The organism is Spongiibacter pelagi (assembly GCF_014705705.1).
GTDB lineage: Bacteria > Pseudomonadota > Gammaproteobacteria > Pseudomonadales > Spongiibacteraceae > Spongiibacter > Spongiibacter pelagi.
Genome location: NZ_JACXLD010000001.1, coordinates 813195 through 840101, shown reverse-complemented (window position 1 = coordinate 840101; position 26907 = coordinate 813195). Strand labels below are relative to the sequence as shown.

Sequence of the window (26907 nt, the reverse complement as noted above, 5' to 3'; positions counted from 1 at the left end):
TCCAGCAGGGATTCAATCAAGATGATGTATAAATCTAATAAATTTTCGCTCCATCTTCTTAAAAACAGTCTTTTAACCACCTGCCTGTTATTCATTTGTTCAGCTACTTTTGCCGAGGAAAGAATCGCCTTAGTTATCGGCATATCAGACTATCAATACGCTCCACCCTTAAAAAACCCAGAAGCAGATGCAAAATTAGTATCAAAAACTTTAGAAAAGCGCGGTTTCAAAACAAATTTACTTATCAACCAAGGGAAAGACACCATTCTTGAAGGAATGGAATGGTTCAAACAAAAACTCTCTGAAGAAGCCATTGGTTTAATTTATTTTGCAGGACACGGCGTTCAATTTCAGGGCAGTAACTATTTGGTTTTGGGCGATACAAAAATTGATGCCCCTGAAGACTTAAAAAGCAAAGCGATAAATACTGCGGTGCTTTTCGACACCTTCAAAAAAGCTAAAAGCAAAGTGAATATCGTTATTTTAGATGCTTGCCGAAACAACCCCTTTGCCGACGCCCTTTCAGAAGACAGCCGAAGCCTTGATAGCAGCAATGGTGATCGCGGTTTAAAACGCCGAGAAGAATCCGGTAACGGCCTCACATTGATCGACGCCCCAATAAATACCTTAGTAGCTTACGCCACCGCTCCAGGCCAAGTTGCGCTCGATGGCAAAGGAAAAAACAGTCCTTACTCTGAAGCATTAGCTAGAGCCTTTAACCGCGAGGCGCTAGATATCGAGCAAGTTTTTAAAGAAGTCAGAAAGGAGGTCTACACAGAAACCGATGGAGCCCAAGTTCCTTGGGAAAACTCATCACTCATTCAATCGTTTTACTTTAATAAACGAAAAACCATTATTCGACTCAACTAAACAAAATAATTAGGGGAAATATATGAGATTTTCTATTATTGGAGGCATCGCTCTAGGCTTAGCCGCAAGTCAGGTTATGGCTGAAATAACACCAAGGGTAGGTCTAGGAATAGGCTCTTATGAGCAAATTGTGTTCGCAGGCGGCGCATTTAGCGACAATACCGCAATATCCATTGCACCCTCTGCGGGGGTATCTATCGGAACTCAGGCGGGTTTTATTTTTGACCTAGGCATTGAAACTCTGGCGACTGAAGTGCTTAATCAATCAACAGGTGAGTTTGATGATGGCTATAGAACAGAACTCACCGCCTTTGCCGGTTACCCTTTCTTGCCGGGTGCATTTGTCATCGCTGGTTATCGAACAGCCGATTACGGTGAAAGCATTGGCGACGATGAATCAGGAAGCCTTTCAGGACCGATGCTCGGTGTTGCAATGCCCGATCTTCGTATTGGCGGATCAGACACCAATATCATGTCTTTCATGTTTGCCATTCAACAGGGCACCTATGAGATTGGTGCGATTGAGGAAGATGGCGAAGGCGCAACAATTCGTCTAGGTTTCCGCCGCTCAGACTCAAACCAGTCATTTGGTTTGCGTTATCAGGTTTTTGGTTCTGACGAGTCGTTCGACGAATGGGTAACTACCCTTCAATGGACGTATAACTTTGTAGGCGAAAACTAAAACTCCGGGGACAGTTTACTTCTTTCTGATTAAGCAAACTGTCCCCGAATTTTATTTTCCCCTAGCTTATTTAACCGCATCCGCAGCGGCAATCATGGTGCTAGAAAGCACGCCGTAAACCACTCCCCAAGCCTCTTTTACCTCGGGTGTAAAATCATCGCCAAGTCCCTTTGCCAAAGTATCTAGCAAGGCCTGCCCTACCGTAGCGTAGTGCGCAGCTTCAACACCATAAGACACATGGCGCTCGCCAAGGCGCTGCACAACGGGAACCAATGCCTCAAGATTATCCAGCGCTCTTACTGCGGTACCCAGCATGGTCATCAGTTTTTTGCCCTGCTCAGCCATATCACCTGAGAACAATGGTTTTAAGGATGGGTCGAGTTCAAACAGGCGGGCATAAAAAATCTCTGCCGCGACATCGGCGATGGGCTCGACTTTATCAAAGCTACTTTGCACCAGCTCTTTTTGTTCCGGGGTCATGTCACTCTCCTAATTGTCTAATTGAGACAGCATATACAGCACCACATTGGAGATATCCTCATCACTCAGCGAGGGGTTGCCTCCGCGGGCTGGCATTAAGCCGTAACCTGAAATAGCGTGGGAGACCAACACACTGTGGCCTTGCGCAGCGCGAGGCCCCCACATTTTTTTATTGCCGACGATGGGCGCGCCGTTAATTCCCTGTGCATGGCAAACTTTGCAATTGGCAGTAAACACCTTAAGTCCCTCATCTAAGCGGGGGTCTTTACCGCAAGCAATAAGCAGCAAGATCAACATTCCAAGTAATAAACGTGCACAGCGCGCTATCATCATTCATCTCCCAATGAATTGGCTTTGCTTACATTGGCACCCGAATCACTACACCGCCCATAACGTCACCCAACTTGAAGTCGGAGCGAGGGGTATCTTTATGACCGTTGTGACAATCGACACAGGGAGCCGCTACCGCAACGTCGGGATACACGGCGGTGAAATAGGTCACACCACCCAACTCTTCTTCGCCGTAATAGTTTTCGCCGGGGTTATCGGCAATATATTGAAGCCCCGCTTTTTCAACATCGGTGCGCGGACCATTTTGGGCATTAACCGGCCATAGCGACTGTAAGCTGTAGGTGAAATCGTCCGTCATCTCCGCTACCGCTTCTGCGCCAAAGCGGAACATTTGCGCAGGCAGTGGCGCGCCGTTGGCCTTATCTTCCCAATGCTCATCTGGCGCAATTGAGCTGCTACCGGCTGGGCCAAGGCGCTTAATAATGAGTTTGGTATAGTTGGTGCGGTCTGCTTTCATTACCGAGAACAGGGAATCGGTATAGACCTTAGGCTCGATACCTTTACTGGCTCCCTCACCACAGGCAGTGAGCATGACAGCGGCCGAAACCGCAGCAATCGCTTTTTTCATTTGACTCTCCTAAACGGGTAAAACCCCAATATCAAGGTACTTCAGTTAGTGGTTATTGCTGGCGACCTATAAGCTGGTTTTTGCCAACACATCCACCCATACCGGCGCGGATTTTTTAGCGGAGTGCTACTCTCGCCTGACCCGGAGGTCATAACTTTTCAGGCATCAGTTATAAACTGACGCTTTTTCACTGTGCTTTTTGTCTCGCTCCAAACTCATTTCAATTGAGGGAATATGTACGCTGGGGCGACCGGAAAAATTCCGCTCAATTAATTCTGGATCAGCTAGGGCATCAATCGAAAAAGACAGGGAATGACAATCCATGCAAACACCGCGAATCATTTTTTCATTCGGCCGCAAATTGGCATTTTGATTGTGCTCAACACTCACCCGGCCATTCGGCGCCACCGTTCTTGGCATATGGCAGGTCGCACAAGTTACCTGCTCTTCCTCTGCATCCGGTTTATTCACGGCAATCTGCGCATGGGGCGACGCTTTAAAATTTTGAACATGCGTGGAGGCATGGCAGCTTGAGCAAGCCTCAACAGCGGCATACTGGGTATCGACACGGTGAGGCTCGTGGCAGCTACTACAACTTAAGGATTTATGCGCTGCTTCTGGGTGCATTGGGATTCGCGCCTCAGCCACCCTCATCGGGGGCAAACCTAAACCCATTTTCATGCCGTGTTTACCGGCTAAAAATCCGGCAGTTTCTTGCTCATGGCAATTTGCACAAACCTGATGATCAGGATGTTGAACCCAGTTTTTAGTTTGCGTTTCTGAGGCATGACATCCACTGCAATTTACCCCAGCCTCGGCATGAGCTGATCCCAACCAATGGCTGGTGATTTCTTGATTTACCACTACCCCATCAGCATCGTCAGCGGTCAGCGGTGTCGCCTCAGTTTTACGATAGTCCTGCGCATTGCGCGCCAGTACTTTGGCCACTTCAGCAAACATCGGTTCGTTCGCGTGCTCTAGTAAAAAATCTTCATAGAGCGCTTGGTTGTCATGAAAATTATGGCAACCGGCACTAGCGCAGGTTTCAAAACCCATACCGGCATGACTGGGGCGCTCCTCGCCAATCTCCTGATGACACTCAAAACAGAAATCGTTTGGCAATGTCACTCCCATCGCATTGGTTTTATCCAATCGGTGTTCAACATGACATGCGATACAAAATCGGGCATCTAATTTTTCAATACGGTCGGCATTACGCGGATTGGTAAATTTACTTTTGGGATGAGAGTCGCGAACTGCACTCAATTCCTCTCCGTGACAATCCACACAGGCATTTTGCAAAATTTCTTTACCACCAAACGGGTCGGTGTGGCAGGCACTGCACTCCATAGCAATTTGGTGATGGCCGTGAGTCATCTCACCCATTAGAAATACGCCCTGATCCCGCTGGGTTATCAGAGGCTTAGCGAAATAGCCGATTAACATCAGACTGCAAAGAAGCCACAACGCCCATAGTGATTTACCGCCTCCGATCATTGTTTAATACGCCAAACCTAAAAGTAATAAACTGAAATAACATGAAAACCGAGCAAGGTTGGCAGCGGCCAAAACAGGGCGATATGGCCCCAGCTACACCAGCGCCGCAGACGCTTACCCAATCTTGCACCAAACGCGGTTTCGCCCGAAATCACTGCAGCAGTAATGCCACCCAATAGCGCCAAAGCTAAAAAGTTAGACATAAGATAGGCATTTAAATTTTCACCCATACGCAAGCCCGTGTGAGCGAAAAGTACGAATAAACAAAGCCCACCCAAAACCGAGTGAACCAATCGCCAGTGGCGGAAGCTTCCCCAAGACAGTTTTTGGATACGTTTATTAATCGAGAGATATAAGCCGAGTATCGACAGACCTAATAAAGAAAATCCGCTGATCTGTTTATACAAACCCTGCGACCACAGTTTATCGACACTACCTAGCCAGTGTTGAACAGAATCGGCATAAGGGATGGGCGTTGACGAAAGAATAAATAGCGAGAGGAAAAACGCGATAGCGGCACTGACTAAAAGTCCCCATTGCATTGGCGCTTTCTTTGCGTTTTCTCCACACAGCTCAGCAATCAATGGCGTGCAAGAACCACATACGGTACTGGCTCCGGTTGTAGCAATCAGCTCGGCTTTATTTTCACAAGCGGCATAAGCACGGCTTAATTCGCCTCGACTTAAACCGCGACAATTACAAACCAGAGCCGAAGCCGGCCAAGCATTAACATTCGCCACTTCGCCGCTAGGCCAAAGTGAGCCAGTTTTCATAAAGCGCAGAATATTAATAATGCCCAATCGTCGACCGGAGACGACCGACTCTTGCAATCGTTTAACTTCAGTCCACTCGCCAATAGCAACGGCTGCAGTGGGCTTACCCTGCCGTAAAATTAATTTTCGATACACGCCCGACTCAGCATTTTTATAGACCAAACTATTGAGTCGCCAAGAGCGCCGCTTTACGTCTTCCAATTCACCAATGCTGAAAACCGGCAGATTAACTACCTTTAATTCTGTGGTATTGATCGAGCCGTGGTACGACACGTCTTCCCCGCATAAGCGAGCGGCAAGTACCGACGCCTGTTCATAGCCGGGGCCAACCAGCCCATAAATCTGCTGATTAATTTCAGCGCACTCGCCAATAGCAAAAACATGGGGGCGCGAGGTTTGTAAATTCTCATCAACAACAATGCCGCGAGCCACAGCAATGCCAGACTTTATCGCCAACTCGGTTCGCGGACGGATACCCGCCGATAAGATCACGGTATCGCAAGCAATCGTTTCGCCGCTGTATAAGCGCACACCACAAACACGGCGGCGCTCACTGCCTTGATCTTCGGTAAGAATTTCTCGAACACCGGCACCCAGCTTTACCGAGATACCCTGTCCTTCAATACTGGCTTGCAGTAAAGCGGCAGCTTCTACATCGAGCTGGCGATTCATTAAGCGATCCGCCTGCTGCACCACTGTCACTTCACTCGCACCGCGCTGCATGGCTCGCGCAGTTTCCAAGCCCAGCAAACCGCCGCCAGCCACCAATACCCGCCGCGCACCGACCGATCTTGCCAGCAGCGCTTGGGTGTCATTCAAATCGCGAAAGGTGTAAACCCGCTGCGCATCCAGGCCGGGAATAGACGGTCGAAACGGTTCGGAACCTACCGCCAGTATCAAATCACTGTAGAAGTGTTTTGTGCCTTGCTGATCAATCACAAATCGCTGCACACAATTCACTTCAACAATGGCGCAGTTTGAAAAACTGCTTACCTGCTCAGCATTAAATTGGGGGGGACGACTCAGCTCAGAAAATTTCAATTCCCCGGCGAGAAGCGATGACAATCGAATACGGTCGTAAGGCTCCCAAGGTTCATCACCAAACAATTTGATTGGTCGAGTGCAGCCCTTGGCCACCAGCAATTCTGCCACGCGAATACCCACCGGTCCGGTGCCCACAATCACAATGGGGCGAGCGTCAGCGTTAATGGCATTCTCGGAGAAAGGCCGGTTCATTGAAGAAAATACTCCCTAGCGCAATGCGTGCAACGTGTGCACGGCTCTGTTTCACCAGGTCACAGCAATATGCTTGCCAATACGTATTTTCCGAAGTAAGCGGCTGTATTCATTAATTATTTTTTGTAATCATGCACTTTTTTATCGGCGCTTCAATTTCCTTAAACTTCAGTTTTGCACCATTTTTATACCCGCCTCGCCAAACCTTTCGCCCTTAAATGGCGCAAAAATTTGTGAATCCCATTCGCTCACTCATTCGGAATTACCTTATATAAAAAGCACAAAACTCTAGCCAAAATATGGCGACTATCGAGAGAGTGGAATGGGAGTTCGCCATGATTTTTTCTGACGAAATTGAAAACTATATGGAAGGCGTGGTGGACGATGAGTTTGAACGACTCAATCTCGCCAATCTGTATGACGAAGACTATCTCAAAGATTTGTACTGTCTAACCATGAACGGGCTGCCTGCAAAATACGTGCGCTATTCCCTAGATGTAAAAATCAACGACACACCTGAAGCACGCGCGAAGCTTGTTAAACAAGTACGTGAAGCAATTGCCAAGGGGCAAGCTGCGCTGGCGTCCGATCGACGCCAACATCGCGAAGCGGTTTAAAAACAGCCTCAATCAATACACAAAACAATAAGCCTGATTTCTAATGCACTAGAAATCAGGCTTTTTTCTGCCCGGCTTGGCTGCGCTGAAACAATAGTGAGATTCGCGGAGCCACTTTTTGCAAGGGCAACACTTCTTCTGCCGCGCCAATCTTGTCAGCGGCACCCGGCATTCCCCACACCACCGATGTCGCCTCATCCTGCACCAAGGTTCTGGCACCGGCGTCGCGCATGGCTTTTAAACCTTCGGCGCCATCTTTACCCATTCCGGTCAGGATTACGCCAATCGCGTTATGACCAATCTGCTCCGCCACGGAGTGCAACAACACATCCACCGAGGGTTTATGCCCCGAAACCGGTTCGGCATCCGGCGAAGACAGCTTGCAGTAATAGCGAGCACCATCGCGCTTAACTGTTAAGTGCCGATCACCCGGCGCAATATACACATGGCCGTGCAGCACCCGCTGTCCATCTTCGGCTTCGCAAACCGTCATGGCTGAAGTGTCATTCAGGCGCTTGGCAAAAGAGGCGCTGAACATGCCCGGTATATGCTGCACAATCACCGTGCCCGGCGTGTCTGCGGGGAGTTTTTCCAATACTTCACGAATGGCCTCAGTACCGCCCGTTGAGGCACCGATCGCCAAAATTCGATCAGTCGTTTTAAAGTGCAAATTCGCACCCGGAGGTTTGATGATATTGCGCTTTTCAGGTGAGCGTAACGCCTCATCACTCAGGCGATTGACCTTGGCGGTGCTGGCCACTTTGACCTTGCTGATAATTTCTTCGCTATAGGATTTCAGCTTTTCGGCAATATCAATTTCCGGTTTGCTAACAAAATCCACGGCGCCCAGCTCCAAGGCCTCAAGGGTCACATCGGCTCCTCTCAATGTGAGCGAAGACACCATAACCACCGGCATGGGGCGCAGGCGCATCAAGTTGCGCAAAAACTGCAGGCCATCCATCTTGGGCATTTCAACATCGAGAGTGATGACGTCGGGATTCACTTCCTTGATTTTTTCCCGCGCAAAAAAGGGATCGGAAGCTACGCCGACCACTTGAATATCTGGATCAGAGTTCAAAATTTCTGAAAGCACATGGCGCATCAATGCAGAATCATCAATCACTACCACGCGTATCTTGGGTTTATCAGACCCCAGGCTAGCTGCTTCCATGACAGTACCTCAGTAATCACACAGCTTTATTAGACGCAAAAAAGAGCGCTCGACCTATAACACTGTCGGCGCTCTTCTTGCCTAGCTCTTCAAACGAATTTCTTAAAGGCTTGGCTTACAGAGTCCGTTTTAGAACTCTGCCCAATCATCAGAAGACGCTTGGCGGTTACCCGCTGATGCCGCCTTGCGAGCAGGTGCAGGACGCTCATTGCGGGGCGCTGGCGCTCTGTGCAGATTGTGCATCTGTGCAGTTTGACGCACGCCCATGCCTTCTTCGACTTCACCAGTGTTGAAGAACGTCATGCGTTCAGTCAGACCTTTAGACAGGGTATCCATAGACTGGCTGGCCGCTGCGGCTTCTTCGACAAGGGCCGCGTTCTCCTGGGTAACCTTGTCCATCTCAGAAACCGCTTTGTTGACCTGTTCGATACCGGAAGCCTGCTCTTGGCTAGCCAGTGCGATTTCGGCAATGATGTCAGACACTTTCTTAACACCACTAACGATTTCTTCCAGAGTCGAACCAGACTCATCAATCAGTTTCGAACCTTCGTCGACTTTCTCAACACTGTCTTTAATCAGGGTTTTGATTTCTTTCGCCGCTTCCGCACTGCGCTGTGCAAGATTGCGAACTTCCGAGGCCACAACCGCGAAGCCGCGACCCTGTTCACCCGCACGTGCCGCTTCTACCGCAGCGTTAAGTGCCAGCAAGTTGGTTTGGAAGGCGATTTCATCAATAACACCGATGATGTCGGCAATGCGTTTAGATGAGTTGTTGATTTCGCGCATCGCGCTAACCGCACGACCCACAACATCGCCACCTTTTTCCGCTTGGCTGCGAGCGCTGGCAGCGAGGTTATTCGCTTGCGAAGCATTCTCGGCGTTCTGTTTAACGGTGGCAGTAAACTGCTCAACACTGGACGCAGTTTCTTCCAGAGAAGCGGCTTGCGACTCAGTACGGTTAGACAGATCCAAGTTGCCCTGCGCAATTTCAGAAGCCGAGTTGCGAATACCGGTGGCGGCTTCGCGAATCTTGATAACCATCTCACGCAGATTATCTACCGAGCTGTTTACCGCTTGCTGCATAGAGGCAAACTGACCTTGGTAGTTGCCGTTCATCAGGTCAACCAGATTACCTTCGGCCAAGCTAGTCATTACGCGAGAGCTTTCTTCCAATGGCTCAGCCACTGTATCCATCAACTGGTTCAAACCGGTTGCCAAACGTTTCAGGAAGCCGCGAGTTGCATCGGCATCGATCCGGCTATTCAGATCACCCGAGATCGCACCTTCTACCAACTCACGAATCTGATTTTCAGCATTGTCTTGTTCAGCAACAATGGCATCCATCAGTGAGTTAATTGAGATACTCAGGGTTTTCATAAAGCCGTCGTAGCCTTCGGCATCTACGCGCTGGTCGAGATGACCCTCGGCCGCTGCCTGAATCAGATTGGCAATCTGACGCTCAGCATCTTTCTGTTCGGTGATGTCTTTCCACTCCACCATATTGCCCATGTAGCCGCCTTTATCATCCAGTACCGCAGTGGCATTCACTTGGAATTCCAATTCGGCAATTTTGATTTCAGCTTTGGCAGGCAAACCGCTGATATTAGACAGCAGTTTGCGCTGATGGCTTGGGTTGACGTGGAATTGGTCAATAGACTGACCCACCAGATTGTCGGCGCTAAAGCTGGGGAACTTGGCACGCAATTCCGCCTCGCGGTTTTTCAGCATGGCCACAACGGCAGGGTTAGCGTAGGTGATGTTCAAGTCCTGATCACACATCATCAGGTTAGATTCCGCACCGTCTACCGCAGATTGCAAGCGCGCTACTTCAATCTCTTTCTTACGTGTTTCAGTTACATCCAACCACTCCAAGGTATTACCAATGTATTCACCTTTTTCAAATTGGGCGGTGACATTGATGTTGAATACCAGCGAGCCAACTTTGATGTCAGCAGAGTGCGGCAGGTTATTCGGATTGCCCAGCAGTTTACGCTGGTGCGCTGGATTGGCGTGGAAGATGTCGATACAAGTTCCCACTAATTTATCCAGATCCAAGCCGGGATAAACCGAGACCAACTCTTCTTCATTGGCTTTAAGCAGCTTCTGAGTGGATTCGTTGGCATAAGTGATCACCAAGTCGCGGTCGATCATCATGATCGCAGTCATCGCGCCATCTACCGCAGACTGCAGGCGAGTCACTTCCAACTCTTTCTTGCGAGTTTCAGTAACATCCAACCATTCCAGTGTATTACCAATGTATTCGCCCTTTTCATTCATCTGGGCAGTAACATTAATATTGAAGGTCAGTGGACCCACCACAATATCGGCGGAATGTGGCAGATTGTCCGGATTTGCCAGCAGCTTTCTCTGGTGCGCGGGATTCGCATGGAAAATATCAATGCAAGTTCCCACCAACTTATCCAAATCCAGACCGGGATACGCCTCTACCAATTCATGCTCATTCGCTCTCAGCAGTGTATTGGTTGACTCGTTGGCATAGGTAATCACCAGATCGCGGTCAATCATCATGATCGCGGTCATGGCGCCGCCCACGGCACTACGGAGCCTTACTAACTCCTCTTGTATTGCGGCGGAATTATCTTTAACCCGAGGAGCAGGTGCCTTACGGGTAGTGCTTACTTTTGTGGATCGAGTTGTTTGTGTTGCCATCGTCACATCTCCGATTGAGGCCCAGGCTCCTCACCTTTTGACCAAATAAATAATCTCTTAAATCACAAGAGATCAGAGTTTTTCGTAAATGGTTCTACCAATTAATTTGTAATCGTTAGACACATTCGCCAAATTTTCAGAATGCCCAATAATGAGCTTTCCCCCACTGCGCTGCTTTGCAGAAAACTTTGAAAACAAGGTGCGCTGAACACCCTTGTCGAAATAGATAACGACATTCCGACAAAAGATAATGTCGAATGGCCCTTTCACCGGCCAATCATGTAACAGGTTTAAATCTTTAAACGTGATCAGCGAGCGCGCCTCTTTGGCCACTTGCACTTTTCCGGCATTGTCGCCGCGACCTTTTCTAAACCAGCCTTTTTTAATTTGCTCAGGCAAACCCGAAATACGCTCGGCGTCATAAATACCGGCAGAAGCCTTCTCGACCATTTTCTTATCGAGATCGGTAGCGAGGATTTTCAAATCCCAATTAATGGCGTCAGGAATCGCATTAAGAATGCTGATAGCAATGGAATAAGGTTCTTCACCACTGGAGCAACCGGCCGACCAAATTCGGATACGACGCGATTTCATGCCGATGCGTTGAACTTCTTGGGCCAAGAAATCAAAGTGGTGGCTTTCGCGGAAAAAACTGGTGAAGTTGGTAGTGATAGCACTGACGAAATGATCCATCTCATCTTCATCACCGTTATCAATCAGATCGATATAATCTGAAAAATCAGAAATTTTTAATGCGCGTAATCTTTTTGCGAATCGACCATAAGTGAGCTGTTGTTTTTCTTCACTTAAATTGATGCCGGTATGCTCGTAAACGAGTTTGCGCAGACGCTCAAAATCACGTTTGGAGAAATTAAACTCCAGGTTGGATTTTTCATTTTCAAGGGCCACTGACACGCAGTATTCTCCGACTCAAAACAACAGCCAAATTGGCAGTTTGAGTAGTAGATCACAGCGTTTAAAATCTATGTATAAGGATTGTCCACTACAATTAAAATAGATTTGCAAGTCACGGATTTATTAGATTTTTTTATTAAAAAAATACGAGACACAGTCTGTTATTAGTGGATATTAGACCAACTAAAATACTTGGTTTTTAGAGAATATTTTTGATCAGGCGCTGGTGCAGTTTTTAATACTAAGAACAACCGCCGCACCGACCGCCATAAGCGCCAATGCAAAAACTTTAACCGCAAAAATATCGACACCAAATACCACTGACGAACCGCCGACCAACAGCATAGAAAGCAGCGCCACAACTTTGGTTTTGCAGTTAACACAACGGCGCTCATGCCAATCCATAATCATTGGCCCAAAGGTGGGATTAGCCAATAACCAATTGTGCCAGCGCTCAGAAGACTTGGAGAAACACCCGGCTGAAACCAGTAAGAAAGGTGTTGTAGGAAGAAGAGGAACAACAATACCGATAACACCCAGCCCGAGCATTACAAATCCGCTTATCTTGTAAAAACTCAGGCTAAGATGTTGAGTCATAATCATAATCAGGCAATAAGGAAGCTGATGTTTCCGCTGCCATATTTGGGAATGGCAAGTTTGAAAGTCACGTTGGTTCCTGCAGCAAGCGCGGAAATTTCACCGGCAAGACTATCAGGCATCACGGTTTTTTCCAATCGCAGGTGCTCTGAGGTATCTGACATAAACAGCCGCGAGCAGATATTCATCACCTCATAGAAATTATCCATAATGGTTTTGCTGAAATCCTTCTCGGCAATCATGTCTTCTGCGCCACCGGCCGGCATCATAGACAGCGCTGCACCAGAAAACCCTACAAAGGGATAGTCACAAACAATCATGGCCACCAATTGATTTTCATCATCAATCATACGCGCGCCAAAACCTTCTGCGGGCACAGCGCCACCGGTTGTTACAGTGACATCGCCGAACAACATGCCCAGCATATCATCAACACTTTTTTCGGTTGGCGTTACGAATTTACCAGGCATCTGTCCGGCTCCTCAAAATCGACAATTACATTACTGCGCCGAGCACTTTTTCAAATGACTCAACGGAGAATGGTTTAGAGATAAGAAATTTCGCACCACCGGCACTGGCTTTGGCACGCATATCTGCCGTTGCTTCTGTAGTGATAAAACCGAACAGGGTTTTAATGCCCTCTTCGTTCATGGCTTCGAGCAATTCAATACCCGTCATGTTGGGCATGTTCCAGTCTGCTAGAATCATATCTGGCACACTTTTGCGAATTGCTTCCAGCGCGACAGCACCATCTTCAGCTTGGGCAATATCGTGGTCGCCAAGACCGGCTTGACGAATGGTCCGGATGATCATATTCCGCATTGCAGCGCTATCATCAACTACCAAAATGTTCATTCACTCTCTCCTGGGGCATTTTTTGGGGCGGGCTAGTACACAATTTTCCAATGCTGCAAGTTGACCACAGCAAGGCAAAAACCCCCATAGGCAAAGATACTTAAAGCCCCTAGGCAATGTTACCTATTGCCTGCTATCCGACTTTTGCGCAAAATTTTTTTATTACGATTTACGAGCAACAGTCATGTTAAGTCCAAGCAGCCTTGTCGAGAATGTTGACTCTCTCATCAGCTTCCCTGATGTCGCCCTGCGGGTAAATCAACTGGTTAATGACCCAGACAGTTCTGCGGCAGACATTGCCAGCACCATTGAAAGTGACCCCGCCATTACCGCTAAGTTATTGCGCGTTAGTAATAGCGCGATGATGAACAACGGCACTGAAATCACTGATATTAACCGCGCTATCACTCGCCTTGGTTTACGACAAGTAAATGAGCTTTTGATGGGCATTGATGTCTCGCAGTCTTTTGACAAGATGCCCAATCAGATTGTGTCGTTAACAAACTTTTGGCAGCACTCACTTTACTGCGCGGTTATCGCCCGCAAGCTCGCCACGCAAATTAAATGCGACCAAGCCAATAGCGCATTTTCTGCCGGCTTGTTACACGATATTGGTCATTTAATTATGTTTAGCCGGGCACCGGATGCCAGCGAAAAGGCCTTAACGCTTTCTCTTGAAGATTACGACGACAGTGAAATTTTCCTAGCTGAACAAGAAACCCTGGGATTTGATCATAGCGATGTCGGCCTTGAACTTGCCCGCCATTGGAACTTACCTCAAATACTTCAGGATTGTATTTACGCCCACCACGAGCCATACAAGCTCGAAAATCCCGCCACCTTGGTTTGGGTTATTCATATTGCCAATAGCTTTGCGGTACTGGCTGAAATCAATAGCGAAAATATTGAAGACGCGTCGAAAATTAAAGATGAGGCATGGGAAGTGACGGGCTTGAGTCCTGCGGCTTTACCTGACTGTATCGCCTTTGCTCGCGAATCGGTTGAGGATATTCTCTCTTCTTTTTCCGCAAATTAAGGAAGCTCAGATTAATTACTGCGTTTGCAATCTTGGCTGCCGGCGGTGCTCGAAATGCTCATTTATTGGCATATAAACTCCGCTTACTGCGCTCCGGCGACAACCAATCTTGCTACACTCGTTACATTAATCAAAGCTTCCTAAGTAGTTCTAATTATTTTTGGCTTATACGCTTTAAAAACTAAAAATCCTGAGTTTTACCCCCGGTTTAGTCAAACAGTTCGATATCGTTACCGACCGACTCCTGCTTAAGATTCCGCGAGTAAGCTGCTTCTTCGCTGGCGATATTTTCAAGATGCAGTGACCGTAAGCGCTTAACCAATACCCGCCCGGTGCTGGGAAAGTAATTTACTTTTCGAGAGAACTCCAAGCCCAGATCTTCCGCCTCGGCCACTAAACCTTCCGTTGCCAGAAATTGTTTTATAAAGCGGATATTCTTGGCGCCGATATCGGTAATGCCCTTCATGATTTTGCCACCGCCAAAAATCTTAATTTCAAGATTCTGACGCTTGCCGCCTTTTTTAAGAATATCGTTGATCAGATGTTCCATCGCATAGGTGCCATAGCGAGCGGCCACACCATCCATGCCACCTTCGCCCTCGGGCAACATAAAGTGATTCAAGCCACCAATATTCAATACGCGGTCACGAATGCAGGCCGCAATACACGAACCTAACACGGTAGAAATCATTTCATCTTTGGCGTTAGTCACATAATACTGACCGGGCAGTACCCGCGCCGCATATACGCCATGGATACTGTCCCAGTGTTTATGAATATCTGGATAATCGCCGTCACTTTTTCTATCCAGTCGCTCTGCCATAAGCACTGACATCTTCTCACGCCTTGTAGACTAATCTCCGAGCAATGACTGGTGCACTGCCCGCTCTTCTGAAGTTGAATATTGACTCTGCAAGTATTCAATCAGCGCTTCCGATTCGGCTTTCTGAGCATCCTTGTTCAATGCCGCATAATTCAGCGATTTGGCAATATGCGCTAGCCGCTGGCTATGGGCATCATAAAATTGCAATTGTTCAATCAAGCTACCTAGCAACGTGTTTATGTCCGAAAATTCTTCTTCGGAATATTTAGCCGCGCTATCTTGTAGCTGTTGGCTTAGTTCAAAAAAATTACCAAGTATCTCGCCAATTTTTTCTTCGCCATCTTTTGAGGCTGCCTGAATTTGCTTTTCCAAAAGCGTGAAGCCACTCACCCCTTCATCCTGAGAGGATTTGCTAGAGAGCACGGTGTCTTTCTTCATCACTTTTGGCATACGCACCTTCAGGCTGATCATGTCTTTCAGGCTGCAATATTTAAATGCGGTGCATAGCCGAGTAATTCCACACTGCCTTTCATTTTGGCACTGGGGTTTACCACACTCACATTGACACCGCGTTCAGTTCCATAACGGGTGAAATAAACTAGCAATTGCAGGGCGGAAGTATCGATATTTTGTACTTCGCTGCCGTCTATAATAATTTCGGAAACTTTATCCAAGGGCGAAGCCATCAATTTCTGATGCAGGGCTTTTACTTGCCCGATGGTTTCTTCGCCGCCGAGTTCATACGTCCAGCCATCTGAAGAATCTGCTTTTTTAACTGGCGCGGGATCATCTAGCAGAATCACAAATTCATCGCTGCCTTTAGATGCCGCTTTCTTCGGCTCTGCTTTAGGGGCAGGTTTTTCCTCAGGCTCATCACCCAATAAAATCACAAACTCTTCATTGCCTTTTTTGGCATCAGCAGCCGGTTTTGCGGCTGGCTTTTTGGCGGCAGGCTTGGCTTTGGCGGCTGGCTTTTCTGCACCGCTTTGCTCACCCGCGTCACCGAGCAAAATTACAAATTCTTCGGTCATACGCCCCTCGTCGCTCAGCTAGCTTGTGCGGCCAATTTTGCAGCTTCACCTTCTACATCGCGAATAGAAATCAACCGATCAATATCCAGCAGAATCAGCATTTTCTCGTCTACGGTAGAAAGGCCTTTGATAAAGTCGGTGCTGATATTGCCGCCGAATTCTGGCAGCGGTTGCACTAGGTTTTCATCGAGGCGATACACCTCAGAAACCGCATCAACAACCATACCAATGGTGCGAGACTTATCTGAGTTTTCGACCTTAACCACGATAATGACGGTGGTAGGCCCAAACGGAATGCTTTCCATATGGAAGCGTTTACGCAGGTCGATGATCGGTACAATTGCACCGCGTAGATTCATCACGCCCAAGACATATTCCGGCGCTTTGGGGATCGGCGTTACCGTGTCCCAACCTTGAATACCTTGCACACGCAGAATTTCTACGCCGTATTCCTCACCATTTAGCATAAAGGTTAGAAACTGATTGGTATCGGCGTGTAAGAGATCAACATTTGCATTGGCCATATTGTCACTGCTCATAACATTTCCTACCCTTTATGCGGCGTCTGACTTTTCAGCGTTTCCGCCACTATTGAAATCCATATTGTGTACCAGGCTTGGCACATCAATAATTAATGCGACATTGCCGTCGCCCAAAATGGTTGCTCCGGCCAATCCCTGTACCGGCATATAATTTTCTTCAAGGCTTTTGATAACCACTTGCTGTTGATCCAGTAATTCATCAACAAACAGCCCCATCTTTTTGCCGTCGCTTTCAACCACAACCAACAGCTCACCTTCTCGTTCAAGATAGGTTTTGGGCTGCAGCTTATTGTTCAGTCGGAAGGCATCACTCAGTCGAATCACGGGAATGTATTCATCGCGCAGGCGATAAACACTGCCTTTACCAACCAGACCACTGACCTCGGACGGGAATACCAATACGGTTTCCACAATCGACAACAGCGAGAAGATGTAGACATCGTTGCCCACAGCAACCAGCTGACCATCCAGAATTGCCAGTGTCAGCGGCAGACGAATTTTCAGCGTAGAACCTTTACCGGGTTTAGATTGCACATCAATGCGGCCACCCAAGTCGGTAATATTTCGGCGCACTACGTCCATGCCTACACCGCGGCCCGACAAGTCGCTAACCTGATCTGCTGTGGAAAATCCGGCTTGGAAAATCAGGTTGTGGATTTGATCGTCAGTGAGCTGGTCGCTGGCTGAAATAAGTCCGCGCTCCACCGCTTTGGCGAGGATGCGCTCTTTATTTAAGCCGGCACCATCGTCTTCAACTTGAATAACGATATTGCCACCTTCGTGGTAAGCACTGAGGTGCAGGGTGCCAGTTTCAGGTTTTCCGGCAGCTTTACGCACATCCGGCATTTCAATGCCGTGATCCAGCGAGTTGCGCACCAAATGCACCAGCGGATCGCTCATTTTCTCCAGTACGGTTTTGTCGAGCTCGGTATTTTCACCCGACAGTTTAAGCTCAACTTTTTTACCGAGCTTAGAGCTGATATCCCGCACCAATCGTTTGAAGCGGCTGAAGCTGGCACCAATTGGCAACATACGAATTTGCATGGCGCTTTCTTGCAGCTCGCGGGTGTGGCGCTCCAGCACCATCAAGCCATCGCGCAAACCTTGCGTATTAGCGCCGCCCTCGCCATCGCCAAAACGGGCCAGCATGGATTGAGTAATAACCAACTCACCAACAAGGTTTAGCAGTGAATCGATCTTGTCGATGCTGACCCGAATGGAGCCAGAATCTTTATTCGAATTGCCATTTGACGCGGGCTTAGCCGCCGCAGGTGCAGCACTTTTTGCCTCGCTTTTTGTTTCAGCAGGCATTTGGGCTGAGGCCGCCGCAGGCATAGCAGCGCTGGGCGCAGACGGAGTGGCGCTATGTCCACCGACCTGTTCAATGGTGAGTTCACACTGACCAGACACCCAGTCAAAGGCTTCTTCAATCGCGGCTTGCGTTACTTCACCCCGCAGCTCTAAATCCCACGCGGTGTGACAATGTTCTGGATCGAGCGCGTCAAACTCAACGGCGGAGGATAATGTGGCCACCACCGTTAACTCGCCTAATTCTTTCAATTCACGAAAAATGCGACTGGGTTCATTGCCGGTTTTCAATACTTCTTCATGGGGCGCAAAATGGATGCGCCACAGGCCAGCGGTAGCCGCCTCTGATTCTTCCTCAACGTCATCGTCTTCTGGCTTGGCACTATCGCCCTGTAGCAATTCATCGATCTGCTTTTGCAAATCAGCCACAGCCATAGGGTCGATATCGGCATTATCTTGCAGGCAGGCCAGCATATCTCGAATGGCATCTACCGAAGCCAACCACACTTCGATCAGCTCATCGGTCACCACCCGCTCGTTGGAACGCACCTGATCCAGCAGGGTTTCAACGCCGTGGGTAAAATTAGAGATCGCCAGAAAACCAAACGTCGCCGCACCACCTTTAATGGAATGCGCCGCCCGGAAAATGGTATTAATAATCTCAGGATCATTATCGCGACCCGGGCTTAGACCCAGCAGGCCCGCCTCCATCGCATCCAAACCTTCCGCACTTTCTTCAAAGAAGACGGCATGGATTTCCTGCATGTCCATATCTAGGGACATAGTTAACTCCTTACCGGCTCCAAGACCCGATCAAGTACGCGCAGCAATGACTCCGCGTTAAACGGTTTTACGATCCACCCTGTCGCGCCCGCTTCCTTGCCTTTCATTTTCATTTCGGCACCGGATTCAGTGGTCAGAATCAGAATGGGTTTAAAACGATAATTGCTGAGCTGGCGTAATTCACGGGTGAGGCTTATGCCATCCATATTCGGCATATGCACATCGGTAATTACCAAATCGGCGTTAACACGCCGCGCTTCGTTGAGCGCATCCACACCATCTTCAGCAAGGAATACCTCATGCCCCGCCCGTTTCAATGTCATCGAAACCAACTGTCGCATTGAGGGAGAATCATCAACTGCTAGGATATTTGCCATGAAGTATCTCTTCATTTTAAATAGAAATTCTTGGCCCCAGAGCACGCCAAAAATCTAACGAAAAGCACTAGGGAGAGTTTGTGTAGTAGATAATTTGTGATCAAGTTCAGGTATTCGTAATTGTACTAACCGATTTAGCCAACTTGAGAAACAAGCTCTTTTTGCTAAATTTTGGGCGGCTTTTTCCGGCCGTATTTGCGCTTAGATTACCCACTACCTTAAGTAAAATTTCGCATAACCTAGAGCCTTCTGAAATCGTAGGATTCACTTATACGGAACCCCTGTTTACGCCGCTGCGCATGGCTTTCTGTTTCGCCAGTGGGTAAACTGTTTTCATTATCAGGATTTCAGTAACATGATTTGCGACCACGAACGTATAAGGCTCATTTCTAGAAACAAACCCGATCTCGCCAGAAACTTGATCGGCCTTTTCCTTCGTGAATTACCCAATATCAAAAATGAAATTGAACAGGCCTCTGCCGTTGCTGATGCAGCACAATTAGCAGAATCCTGTCATCGCCTGAAAAGCGCACTGGGCAACTTTGTCAGCCCGGAGTTTTATCAAGAGGTCTCGGCACTGGAGACCAGCGCGAGGAATCAAACCCTCACGGAATGGCGGGCCGCTTGGCCACAAACAGACAACAAACTTAAACAGCTCACGGAAGAACTGCACCAAATGTGCCGCTGAGGCAAAAAGGTTAAGGCATGGAATTACTGATCATCGACGACGACCCCATTACTCGCATGGCGCTGTGTGCGCTGGCCGAGGAATGGGGTTTTGTGCCGATTGAGGCCGACAATGCCCAATCTGCACTAAAGGTGCTGGAAGATCCTGATCCGCCGCACTTACTCGTTATCGACTGGTCGATGCCCGGCATGAGCGGCCCCGAGCTTTGTAAGATCATCCGCGCCCGAGACGATGGCCAGTTCTTCTATATCATGATGCTGACCGGCCGCGAGGGTAATGAAGCCATTGTTGAGGCAATGGAATCCGGCGCCGATGATTTTGTTCACAAGCCCTTTGACTACCAAGTGCTCAAGGTTCGCCTAAAAGCCGGCAGCCGTATTGTGCGCCTGGAACAAACCCTGAACCAGCTCGCCTCACGCGACCCTCTCACCCAATGCTGGAACCGGCGGATGCTGGATGAGCTGCGCGACAATGCCATTGCCGAGGCCAAGCGCAAGCAAACACCACTGGCCTTGATGGTGCTGGATATTGACCATTTCAAAGCCATTAACGACAACTACGGCCACCCCGCCGGTGACGCGGCAATAAAACACGTGGTTTCGGTGATCAATCACAATCTGCGTGAGTACGATCTGGTTGGGCGTTTTGGCGGCGAAGAATTTGTCGTGGTACTACCGCGCACAGACACCGAGTCAGCTTGGGGTGTGGCAGAGCGGATTCGCGCTGCCATTCAATTCCAGCCCGCCATTATTGATGCCGACACCAAGATCGATATGACCATTAGCATTGGCCTTGCTGAACTCAATCAAGAGGAGGGTGAAAGCGGTGCTGAGCTGTTCGACCGCGCTGACCAAGCCCTGCTAGATGCCAAACACCAAGGCCGCAATCGCATCGTTAGCGCACCCTAATCAAAACGGATTAGCGCCCTTCCACTGACCGCCAAGAAAGCATTTAATAACGCCATTCTTTAGCAAGCGTTAATAATAATGATAAGCCCCCCAAAATCTCGGCACACATTCGCTGAGCTGCCTCGCGGCGCCGTTGAATGTCTACAACTCGCATTAAGCCAGCCACTACTCAAGCTGTGCCCAGCGGGCGATGGCCACCCGGTTGTGGTGATTCCCGGCTATGGCGGTGCAGAAGGCAGTACCCGCTTTTTACGCAAGTGGCTAAATAGCAAAAACTACGATTGCCACGACTGGCAACAGGGTCGCAACCTGCCGAAACAACGCTTTAACAGTGTTGAGCAAGCAAAAGACTTTCGTCGAGAAAAAGTCGACTCCCTAAAAACACAGCTAGACCGGCTTTATCAACACAGCGGCAAAAAAGCCAGTTTGGTCGGCTGGAGCCTCGGCGGTATTTACGCCCACGATCTGGCCAGTGAAGCTCCCGAGCTGGTACGCGGCGTTATTACGCTGGGCACCCCTTTTGGCGATCCGCGCGGCACCGCCGTGTGGTCGATTATGTCGCTACTTACTCGCCAGCGCCGCTTCGACACCGAACAAGAAATTGAAAACTGGGGCATCTTCCCCGAGGCCAAAGTCCCCACCACGGTTATTCACAGCGACAACGACGGCTTTGTCTCGCCCTCTATCGCCAAACTTAACGGCGGTTTGGTCAAGCACGTTCAGGTCAATTCCAGCCATATCGGATTCACCGCCAACCCCCGTGTTTTCTGGCAGATTGGCAAGTCACTGGCAGCACCTGAAGTGGGCAGTCAGAACAAACGATTGGGATAAGGCGGTGTATACCCGCCAAAAGGATTAGTAAATAAAACGCGGACTTGGTGTATTTTTATGTTAAAAATCATCAACCTGTTGATAATTATAAAACGACAAGGACGTTGTTCCTGAGAAGTGCTTTAAAAGCAGATCCCAACACTCAGGAACCTCTTTTAATAAATAATAATGTACAAGCGGAGTAGCTAAGCGATGCGCACACCCTCTCGTGGCCTATCTGTCGGCCTGAGCCTGTTAGCTATGGCGGTAAGCCAGGTTGTTCAGGCACAACAAACAACTGAAAATGCCCGAACGGGTTATGCTCTTGAAGAAGTGATTGTTACCGCCCAGAAAAAAGCGGAATCACTGCAAGATACGCCCATCTCGCTGACCGCATTTGGCGAAGAAAGGCTGGAAGTTGACGGTATTAACAACCTCAACGACATCGGCTCCAAAGTCCCCAGCCTGACCATTGAACCCTTTCCTATTAACAACGCCACCCTACGGATATTTATTCGCGGTATTGGTATTGCCGATGTTCAGGTCACCCAAGATCCACCGGTCGGTATTTATGTGGATGGTGTCTATATCGCCCGCTCTACCGGTACAGCGCTAGACGTAGCCGAACTTCAACGAATAGAAGTATTGCGCGGCCCACAGGGTACGCTCTATGGCCGCAACACCACCGGCGGCGCCATCAACCTGATTACCAAGCGCCCCAATACCGAAGAATTTGAGTTCAAACAAAAATTCTCTGTTGGCAACCGCAATCTGTTTAGCTCCAAAACCACGGCCAATATTCCACTAGGTGATATGGGCGTGAAGCTGTCTTATCTGACCTCACAAGTTGATGGCTTTATTGAAAACACCGGCGGTGGCGGCGATTTTGGCGACCGCGAGGTTCAGGGCTTGCGCCTCGATCTGCGCTGGGATATCAGCGACAGCCTGACTCTGGATTACGCCTACGATAAATCGGACTTCGGCTACTACAACAGCATGTACCAGTCGATTAACCCCGGCGTTTTGAACAAGGGCCAAGCGGAGCCGGTGCGCAGCTATGCCAGCGCCCACTCAAAACACAGCTCAAGCCGCTTTAGCTCTATGGCTACCTCCACGCCCATGCAGGAATCCATTACTGAAATTGAAGGTCACGCGCTGATTCTGACCAAGAATTTCAACGATATTGAATTCAAATACATCGGCGCCTACCGCGAATTGTTCGATGCCTCCTATGCCGATCTCGGCGGCGGCCTCGGCGACCCAACTTACCGGGTAGACTCCAATGTTTACTGCGGCCCAGCGGTGCAAGCGCAAACCGGCGAAGAATGTTTGCCTTTGGTGGTGCCAGAAATTTCCCAAGAGCAGTGGTCGCACGAATTCCAAATGAGCGGCAGCTTGTTTGAAAACTCGCTGGATTACATCGTTGGCATGTATTACTTCCAAGAAGACGCCACCGAAGACAACGCGCCTATGCACCACCAGTTCAGCTCGCAAGTCAGTGATGACGTGATCCCAATTCCCGTGCTCGGCCAACTACTTGGCGGCGTACTGTTGGGCGCCGGTGATGTCGGCATTGTGAATATGCTGTCGCAGCGCTACGACATCAGCAATGAAGCGAAAGCGGTTTTCGGTCAGTTCACCTGGACTCCAGACTGGCTGGACAAACGCCTGCACCTGACCTTTGGTGCGCGTTATTCAGAAGACACCCGTGAGGCGCTGAAAAACCAAACAGATAAAACCTATCTGGAAATCAAAACCCTCAATCAAGCCATCGATATGGAAAACCTCGGCGCACTGTCGCCAGTGCTGGCACAGGCGGGTTTCCTACTGCCGGGCGATCGCAGCTTCGACAATATTTATGGCGAGAACGAGTATACCGACAGCTCCTTCAGCTTTATTGCTGAATACGATCTGACCGATGACATCAACGTCTACGGCAAACTGATTCAGGCGTATAAATCCGGTGGTTTTAACACCCGCGATCCTCAGCGTGGCTCAACTGGTTTTGCTCCCGGCACTCCCGGCAAGGGCGACGACACTGCTGAAGCTGCCTCAGACGGCACTGTTTACGGTCTCGGCTTTGCCGACGGCTTTGCACCAGAATATGTAGATTCGCTGGAATTCGGTATTAAAAGCGAGCTGATGGATCGCCGCCTGCGGATTAACGCCAACGTATTCTTCAGCGACTACCAAGATATTCAGCTCAACCAAATCCTGACCGGTTCGGTTGCGGACACCAAGGTGACCAACGCCGGTAAAGCTGAAATGAAAGGCTTTGAAACCGACATCACCTTCCTCGTCAGCCAGAACATTATGTTTATGCTGAACTACGCCTTCCTCGACGCGGAAGTGACCGAGGCGATTAACAAACAGGGCGTTGATGTTGCCGACAGCTATGTATTCTTCTCCGCGCCGGAGCATTCCTACACCGCCTCGGTGGACGTGGGTCTAGCACAGTGGAACTGGGGCTCTATGTCTCTAAATGTCAGCTACAACTTTATGGACGAACGCAATGGTGGGGTGCGCAGCTTCAACGCGGTTAACACCTATATCAGCGCCTACGACTTGGTCAATGCGCGTCTGAGCCTCTCGGAAATTCAAGTGGGCCGCTTCGGCCATATGAATATCGGCTTGTGGGGTAAAAACCTAGCGGATGAAGAGTATGAAATCACGGCCGTAGATAACCTGCCTCACTCAGACCGTACCGTTATCTGGGGTGAGCCTAGAACCTACGGTTTAGATATCATCTACGAGTTCTAAGAAAGGTTGATTACTGCGCCGATAGCCAAGTTATCGAGCGCAGTAGTTTTAAATTTACTAGCAAAGGTCTCTGATTAACGTAGCGAGCACAGCAGTTAATCGTTACAGCCCCACGAAGGGCTGTAACATCCGGGCCAACCAACCCTTAAATTGCAGCTTGTCATCCAGACCCGCCACACAAATACAATTAATGTCAGCATCAGCCACCGGCTGATGCTCGACTCGCGAATCCAAATCCGCTACATCACCCACATCAAAATGCCCCAGCGCATCGCTGTAACCGCCCTGCAAAATCATGGTTAATTCATTGCCGCGATGGCTGTGCACCGGCATTTTGCGGCCGGCGCCAATATTCAGCATCACCAGTTTGCCTTCACCACAATCAATCGACAGCAAGCGTACACCGGGGCCAATCCAGCGCCACGGCAGTTGGTCGTAGGTTTCTACCGCAAAGAAATGCCGCAACGGGGTCGGCAACTGGCTGGTCGGCTGAGTTACCGGTGCGGCTGACAAGGGCTCAGCACTTTCGCCCAAACCTGCATCCAATTGGGCAAAAATCTGCTCTCGCCGCGCGGCGGAAATCGGCGCTGGCGTGAGGCGATCAATCAGGCTGCCGCCAACACTTTCCAGGCGTGCAACTTCTGCGCGACACACGGCGCACATTTCAAGGTGACTGCCAATCACAATACCCAAGGCTGCCGAAAGACTACCACTGGCATAGGCTGCCAGAGTTTCCGACTCGGGATGATGCGCAATCTTGCTCATACAGCATCGACTCCAAAACTTTGTCTGAAGGCTTTAATCGCCAAACGCAGACAGGATTTAACACTACCCAGCGGCATGCCGGTTTCTTCGGCAATTTCGCTGTGACTTTTGCCCTCGTAATAGGACATATAAACCGCCTGCGCCTGATTTCTGGGCAGACTATCGATTACCGCTTTCAAACGGTCAGCATCGCTGACTTCCAGCGGCTCGCCTTCATCGGCGACAAATTCCAGCAATTCGTCGGATTCATAGGCCACGCGCCGACTCTTACGCAATCTGTCGATCCACAGATTACGGGCGACCCGAAAAAGCCAGGTAGAAACCGCCGCCTTTTCTGGGTTGTAGAGTCGCGCTTTATTCCACAATGTCAGCAGTGCTTCTTGGGTGAGGTCTTCCGCCAGTTGCGGCTCAACTCCCTGCCCCAATAAATAGGCATTCACCCGTGGCGAAAAATAATCATAAATCGCCATAAAGCTCTGCTTGTCGCGGTGCTGGGCGATATTGAGCACGCACTGAGACCAGTACTCGCCACTGCCCGGCTCCGCCGATTCTTCTACCATAGGATGTCCTCTGCCACCGACGAGACGTAATTGCGCACCCTGCGAATTACGTTGTGGTGATGCCAGGCTCACAATACCCGAATTTGCCACCTCTCACATCCTCATAAATAAGGCTTAAATCCAAGACGTAAAATGGAATTCACATTGCCCTTGTCCCTCTGCCTCGCTAACATGAGCTTAGAAAAACAAGGAGTTACTGCTGTAATGTCTTTAGCCAGCTTCGCTTATCCCCAACTTCCTGACCTGATTGGCAACACCCCGCTTATGCTGTTGCGTCAGGCTTCTAAACTCACCGGCTGCACCATTCTCGGCAAGGCGGAATTCCTCAATCCCGGCGGCTCGGTAAAAGACCGCACCGCACTGGGCATTATTCGCGATGCCGAAGCCCGCGGCTTACTCAAGCCCGGCGCTACCATTGTGGAAGGCACCGCCGGCAATACCGGCATTGGCCTAACCTTAATCGCCAATGCCTTGGGCTACCGCAGCGTGGTGGTCATGCCCCAGAGTCAAAGCCGGGAGAAAATTGAACTTCTGGACTTATACGGCGCAGATCTCAGATTGGTTCAACCCACCACTTACGATGACCCCAATCACTATATTCATACCGCCGAGCGCCTCACCGAAAAGCTCAATGAAAGCGAGCCCAATGGGGCGTTTTGGGCACGGCAGTTCGACAACACCGCCAATGCCCGTATTCATGAAACCACCACCGGCGAGGAAATTTGGCAGCAGACCGAAGGCAAAATCGACGCCTTTATCTGTGCCGTTGGCACTGGCGGCACACTGGCTGGGGTTAGCTCGGCGCTGAAAAAGCACAACCCCAATGTCACCATTGGTATTGCCGACCCGCAGGGCAGCTCCCTGTACAACTACTACACCAGTGGTGAGCTGAAAGGCGAAGGCCGTTCATTGGCCGAAGGTATTGGTATTAGTCTGATTACCGAAAACCTGCGTCAGGCACAGGTCGACAAGGCCTACCAAATTAGCGATGCCGAAGCGCTACCGTTTATCTTTGATTTATTGCGCTATGAGGGACTCTGCCTCGGCGGTTCCAGTGCGGTCAATATTGCTGGCGCGGTTCGTCTGGCCAAAGAACTCGGCCCCGGTCACACCATCGTCACCATGCTTTGCGATTATGGCGACCGCTATAAGTCTCGGCTCTACAACCCCATCTTCCTGAAAAATATGGGCTTGCCGAGCCCGGACTGGAAGGTTAACTAAGCACAGGGAACCA

The 26907-nt window shown here is 49.5% G+C and carries 28 protein-coding genes; 9 read left to right on the top strand and 19 right to left on the bottom strand.

The genetic code is table 11. The features are described from left to right. The first annotated feature begins 21 nt into the window (after nt 1-21). Together IB286_RS03925 and IB286_RS03920 are read left to right on the top strand one after the other, a co-directional pair. Nucleotides 22-870 carry a caspase family protein gene (locus IB286_RS03925; RefSeq protein WP_190762598.1) on the top strand — a complete coding sequence of 283 codons (849 nt, stop codon included), beginning with the start codon at nt 22-24 and terminating at the stop codon, nt 868-870. A 22-nt stretch (nt 871-892) separates the two neighbouring features. Beyond that, nucleotides 893-1552, top strand: coding sequence for a hypothetical protein (locus tag IB286_RS03920; protein ID WP_190762596.1), 660 nt, complete (start codon nt 893-895; stop codon nt 1550-1552). Nucleotides 1553-1618: 66 nt separating this feature from the next. Here IB286_RS03920 and IB286_RS03915 read toward each other — a convergent pair whose 3' ends face one another. The 5 genes from IB286_RS03915 to IB286_RS03895 all read right to left on the bottom strand — a co-directional run bounded on the left by IB286_RS03915 (nt 1619) and on the right by IB286_RS03895 (nt 6457). Further along, nucleotides 1619-2032 carry a globin family protein gene (locus IB286_RS03915; protein WP_190762594.1) on the bottom strand — a complete coding sequence of 138 codons (414 nt, stop codon included), beginning with the start codon at nt 2030-2032 and terminating at the stop codon, nt 1619-1621. Nucleotides 2033-2041: 9 nt separating this feature from the next. Continuing rightward, the gene (locus tag IB286_RS03910) at nt 2042-2365 is read right to left on the bottom strand and encodes a c-type cytochrome (protein ID WP_190762592.1); all 324 of its coding nucleotides are present in this window, start codon (nt 2363-2365) and stop codon (nt 2042-2044) included. Nucleotides 2366-2390: 25 nt separating this feature from the next. Further along, entirely contained in the window at nt 2391-2951 is a 561-nt protein-coding gene (locus IB286_RS03905) for a Tll0287-like domain-containing protein (RefSeq protein WP_190762591.1), read from the bottom strand. 165 nt (nt 2952-3116) lie between these two features. Further along, entirely contained in the window at nt 3117-4337 is a 1221-nt protein-coding gene (locus IB286_RS03900; protein WP_223826068.1) for a cytochrome c3 family protein, read from the bottom strand. A 128-nt stretch (nt 4338-4465) separates the two neighbouring features. After that, nucleotides 4466-6457, bottom strand: coding sequence for an FAD-dependent oxidoreductase (locus IB286_RS03895; protein ID WP_190762586.1), 1992 nt, complete (start codon nt 6455-6457; stop codon nt 4466-4468). Nucleotides 6458-6792: 335 nt separating this feature from the next. On the opposite strand from IB286_RS03895, the gene IB286_RS03890 reads away from it, so the two are divergent. Next, nucleotides 6793-7074 (top strand): late competence development ComFB family protein, encoded by a 282-nt coding sequence (locus IB286_RS03890; RefSeq protein WP_190762584.1) that lies wholly within the window; start codon nt 6793-6795, stop codon nt 7072-7074. A 55-nt stretch (nt 7075-7129) separates the two neighbouring features. On the opposite strand, the gene IB286_RS03885 is transcribed toward IB286_RS03890, so the two are convergent. The 6 genes from IB286_RS03885 to IB286_RS03860 form a co-directional block, all read right to left on the bottom strand. Then, nucleotides 7130-8245: a protein-glutamate methylesterase/protein-glutamine glutaminase gene (locus tag IB286_RS03885; protein WP_190762580.1), complete on the bottom strand. Its 1116-nt coding sequence runs from the start codon at nt 8243-8245 to the stop codon at nt 7130-7132. Nucleotides 8246-8374: 129 nt separating this feature from the next. Continuing rightward, nucleotides 8375-10915, bottom strand: coding sequence for a methyl-accepting chemotaxis protein (locus IB286_RS15680; protein WP_317889693.1), 2541 nt, complete (start codon nt 10913-10915; stop codon nt 8375-8377). Nucleotides 10916-10987: 72 nt separating this feature from the next. After that, complete coding sequence (locus tag IB286_RS03875) at nt 10988-11830, bottom strand: CheR family methyltransferase (RefSeq protein ID WP_317889692.1); 843 nt, start codon at nt 11828-11830, stop codon at nt 10988-10990. 216 nt (nt 11831-12046) lie between these two features. Continuing rightward, nucleotides 12047-12427: a YbaN family protein gene (locus tag IB286_RS03870; RefSeq protein WP_190762578.1), complete on the bottom strand. Its 381-nt coding sequence runs from the start codon at nt 12425-12427 to the stop codon at nt 12047-12049. Between the two features lie 8 nt (nt 12428-12435). Further along, nucleotides 12436-12897: a hypothetical protein gene (locus IB286_RS03865; RefSeq protein ID WP_190762576.1), complete on the bottom strand. Its 462-nt coding sequence runs from the start codon at nt 12895-12897 to the stop codon at nt 12436-12438. A 25-nt stretch (nt 12898-12922) separates the two neighbouring features. Then, complete coding sequence (locus IB286_RS03860) at nt 12923-13282, bottom strand: response regulator (RefSeq protein ID WP_190762574.1); 360 nt, start codon at nt 13280-13282, stop codon at nt 12923-12925. A gap of 184 nt (nt 13283-13466) precedes the next feature. On the opposite strand from IB286_RS03860, the gene IB286_RS03855 reads away from it, so the two are divergent. Next, nucleotides 13467-14318: an HDOD domain-containing protein gene (locus IB286_RS03855; RefSeq protein ID WP_190762572.1), complete on the top strand. Its 852-nt coding sequence runs from the start codon at nt 13467-13469 to the stop codon at nt 14316-14318. A gap of 208 nt (nt 14319-14526) precedes the next feature. Here IB286_RS03855 and cheD read toward each other — a convergent pair whose 3' ends face one another. From cheD to IB286_RS03825, 6 genes are read right to left on the bottom strand one after another with little or no spacing between them, the layout of a single operon-like run. Beyond that, nucleotides 14527-15153: a chemoreceptor glutamine deamidase CheD gene (gene cheD, locus IB286_RS03850; RefSeq protein WP_190762570.1), complete on the bottom strand. Its 627-nt coding sequence runs from the start codon at nt 15151-15153 to the stop codon at nt 14527-14529. Between the two features lie 18 nt (nt 15154-15171). Then, on the bottom strand, nt 15172-15612 hold the full coding sequence (locus IB286_RS03845) for a hypothetical protein (protein WP_190762568.1): 441 nt from the start codon (nt 15610-15612) through the stop codon (nt 15172-15174). Nucleotides 15613-15617: 5 nt separating this feature from the next. Further along, nucleotides 15618-16172, bottom strand: coding sequence for an STAS domain-containing protein (locus tag IB286_RS03840; RefSeq protein ID WP_190762566.1), 555 nt, complete (start codon nt 16170-16172; stop codon nt 15618-15620). Nucleotides 16173-16186: 14 nt separating this feature from the next. After that, nucleotides 16187-16711, bottom strand: a complete 525-nt coding sequence (locus IB286_RS03835) for a chemotaxis protein CheW (RefSeq protein ID WP_223826067.1) — start codon at nt 16709-16711, stop codon at nt 16187-16189. A 15-nt stretch (nt 16712-16726) separates the two neighbouring features. After that, a complete protein-coding gene (locus IB286_RS03830; RefSeq protein ID WP_223826066.1) occupies nt 16727-18805 on the bottom strand; it encodes a chemotaxis protein CheA in 2079 nt (692 codons plus the stop codon). A gap of 2 nt (nt 18806-18807) precedes the next feature. After that, a complete protein-coding gene (locus IB286_RS03825) occupies nt 18808-19182 on the bottom strand; it encodes a response regulator (protein WP_190762564.1) in 375 nt (124 codons plus the stop codon). A gap of 355 nt (nt 19183-19537) precedes the next feature. On the opposite strand from IB286_RS03825, the gene IB286_RS03820 reads away from it, so the two are divergent. From IB286_RS03820 to IB286_RS03805, 4 genes are all read left to right on the top strand, one after another. Continuing rightward, complete coding sequence (locus tag IB286_RS03820; RefSeq protein ID WP_190762562.1) at nt 19538-19870, top strand: Hpt domain-containing protein; 333 nt, start codon at nt 19538-19540, stop codon at nt 19868-19870. 17 nt (nt 19871-19887) lie between these two features. After that, nucleotides 19888-20778, top strand: coding sequence for a diguanylate cyclase (locus IB286_RS03815; protein ID WP_190762560.1), 891 nt, complete (start codon nt 19888-19890; stop codon nt 20776-20778). A gap of 78 nt (nt 20779-20856) precedes the next feature. Continuing rightward, nucleotides 20857-21609 carry an alpha/beta fold hydrolase gene (locus IB286_RS03810; RefSeq protein ID WP_190762558.1) on the top strand — a complete coding sequence of 251 codons (753 nt, stop codon included), beginning with the start codon at nt 20857-20859 and terminating at the stop codon, nt 21607-21609. A gap of 192 nt (nt 21610-21801) precedes the next feature. Then, entirely contained in the window at nt 21802-24348 is a 2547-nt protein-coding gene (locus IB286_RS03805; RefSeq protein ID WP_223826065.1) for a TonB-dependent receptor, read from the top strand. A 102-nt stretch (nt 24349-24450) separates the two neighbouring features. Here the strand turns inward: IB286_RS03805 and IB286_RS03800 are convergent, their stop codons facing one another. Next, nucleotides 24451-25113, bottom strand: coding sequence for a ChrR family anti-sigma-E factor (locus tag IB286_RS03800; RefSeq protein WP_190762556.1), 663 nt, complete (start codon nt 25111-25113; stop codon nt 24451-24453). Further along, nucleotides 25110-25673 carry a sigma-70 family RNA polymerase sigma factor gene (locus tag IB286_RS03795; RefSeq protein ID WP_190762554.1) on the bottom strand — a complete coding sequence of 188 codons (564 nt, stop codon included), beginning with the start codon at nt 25671-25673 and terminating at the stop codon, nt 25110-25112. Before IB286_RS03795 ends, IB286_RS03800 begins: the two co-directional genes overlap by 4 nt. Nucleotides 25674-25877: 204 nt before the next feature. Between IB286_RS03795 and IB286_RS03790 the strand changes: the two genes are divergently transcribed. Further along, nucleotides 25878-26894, top strand: coding sequence for a cysteine synthase A (locus tag IB286_RS03790; RefSeq protein ID WP_190762552.1), 1017 nt, complete (start codon nt 25878-25880; stop codon nt 26892-26894). Nucleotides 26895-26907 lie beyond the last annotated feature (13 nt).

What these genes read in the sequence shown, in the direction of transcription:
- IB286_RS03925 (WP_190762598.1), top strand. Translation starts at nt 22, where the DNA reads ATGATGTATAAATCTAATAAATTTTCGCTCCATCTTCTTAAAAACAGT.
- IB286_RS03920 (WP_190762596.1), top strand. Translation starts at nt 893, where the DNA reads ATGAGATTTTCTATTATTGGAGGCATCGCTCTAGGCTTAGCCGCAAGT.
- IB286_RS03915 (WP_190762594.1), bottom strand. Translation starts at nt 2,032, where the DNA reads ATGACCCCGGAACAAAAAGAGCTGGTGCAAAGTAGCTTTGATAAAGTC.
- IB286_RS03910 (WP_190762592.1), bottom strand. Translation starts at nt 2,365, where the DNA reads ATGATGATAGCGCGCTGTGCACGTTTATTACTTGGAATGTTGATCTTG.
- IB286_RS03905 (WP_190762591.1), bottom strand. Translation starts at nt 2,951, where the DNA reads ATGAAAAAAGCGATTGCTGCGGTTTCGGCCGCTGTCATGCTCACTGCC.
- IB286_RS03900 (WP_223826068.1), bottom strand. Translation starts at nt 4,337, where the DNA reads ATGGGTGAGATGACTCACGGCCATCACCAAATTGCTATGGAGTGCAGT.
- IB286_RS03895 (WP_190762586.1), bottom strand. Translation starts at nt 6,457, where the DNA reads ATGAACCGGCCTTTCTCCGAGAATGCCATTAACGCTGACGCTCGCCCC.
- IB286_RS03890 (WP_190762584.1), top strand. Translation starts at nt 6,793, where the DNA reads ATGATTTTTTCTGACGAAATTGAAAACTATATGGAAGGCGTGGTGGAC.
- IB286_RS03885 (WP_190762580.1), bottom strand. Translation starts at nt 8,245, where the DNA reads ATGGAAGCAGCTAGCCTGGGGTCTGATAAACCCAAGATACGCGTGGTA.
- IB286_RS15680 (WP_317889693.1), bottom strand. Translation starts at nt 10,915, where the DNA reads ATGGCAACACAAACAACTCGATCCACAAAAGTAAGCACTACCCGTAAG.
- IB286_RS03870 (WP_190762578.1), bottom strand. Translation starts at nt 12,427, where the DNA reads ATGACTCAACATCTTAGCCTGAGTTTTTACAAGATAAGCGGATTTGTA.
- IB286_RS03865 (WP_190762576.1), bottom strand. Translation starts at nt 12,897, where the DNA reads ATGCCTGGTAAATTCGTAACGCCAACCGAAAAAAGTGTTGATGATATG.
- IB286_RS03860 (WP_190762574.1), bottom strand. Translation starts at nt 13,282, where the DNA reads ATGAACATTTTGGTAGTTGATGATAGCGCTGCAATGCGGAATATGATC.
- IB286_RS03855 (WP_190762572.1), top strand. Translation starts at nt 13,467, where the DNA reads ATGTTAAGTCCAAGCAGCCTTGTCGAGAATGTTGACTCTCTCATCAGC.
- cheD (WP_190762570.1), bottom strand. Translation starts at nt 15,153, where the DNA reads ATGTCAGTGCTTATGGCAGAGCGACTGGATAGAAAAAGTGACGGCGAT.
- IB286_RS03845 (WP_190762568.1), bottom strand. Translation starts at nt 15,612, where the DNA reads ATGATCAGCCTGAAGGTGCGTATGCCAAAAGTGATGAAGAAAGACACC.
- IB286_RS03840 (WP_190762566.1), bottom strand. Translation starts at nt 16,172, where the DNA reads ATGACCGAAGAATTTGTAATTTTGCTCGGTGACGCGGGTGAGCAAAGC.
- IB286_RS03835 (WP_223826067.1), bottom strand. Translation starts at nt 16,711, where the DNA reads ATGAGCAGTGACAATATGGCCAATGCAAATGTTGATCTCTTACACGCC.
- IB286_RS03830 (WP_223826066.1), bottom strand. Translation starts at nt 18,805, where the DNA reads ATGTCCCTAGATATGGACATGCAGGAAATCCATGCCGTCTTCTTTGAA.
- IB286_RS03825 (WP_190762564.1), bottom strand. Translation starts at nt 19,182, where the DNA reads ATGGCAAATATCCTAGCAGTTGATGATTCTCCCTCAATGCGACAGTTG.
- IB286_RS03820 (WP_190762562.1), top strand. Translation starts at nt 19,538, where the DNA reads ATGATTTGCGACCACGAACGTATAAGGCTCATTTCTAGAAACAAACCC.
- IB286_RS03815 (WP_190762560.1), top strand. Translation starts at nt 19,888, where the DNA reads ATGGAATTACTGATCATCGACGACGACCCCATTACTCGCATGGCGCTG.
- IB286_RS03810 (WP_190762558.1), top strand. Translation starts at nt 20,857, where the DNA reads ATGATAAGCCCCCCAAAATCTCGGCACACATTCGCTGAGCTGCCTCGC.
- IB286_RS03805 (WP_223826065.1), top strand. Translation starts at nt 21,802, where the DNA reads ATGCGCACACCCTCTCGTGGCCTATCTGTCGGCCTGAGCCTGTTAGCT.
- IB286_RS03800 (WP_190762556.1), bottom strand. Translation starts at nt 25,113, where the DNA reads ATGAGCAAGATTGCGCATCATCCCGAGTCGGAAACTCTGGCAGCCTAT.
- IB286_RS03795 (WP_190762554.1), bottom strand. Translation starts at nt 25,673, where the DNA reads ATGGTAGAAGAATCGGCGGAGCCGGGCAGTGGCGAGTACTGGTCTCAG.
- IB286_RS03790 (WP_190762552.1), top strand. Translation starts at nt 25,878, where the DNA reads ATGTCTTTAGCCAGCTTCGCTTATCCCCAACTTCCTGACCTGATTGGC.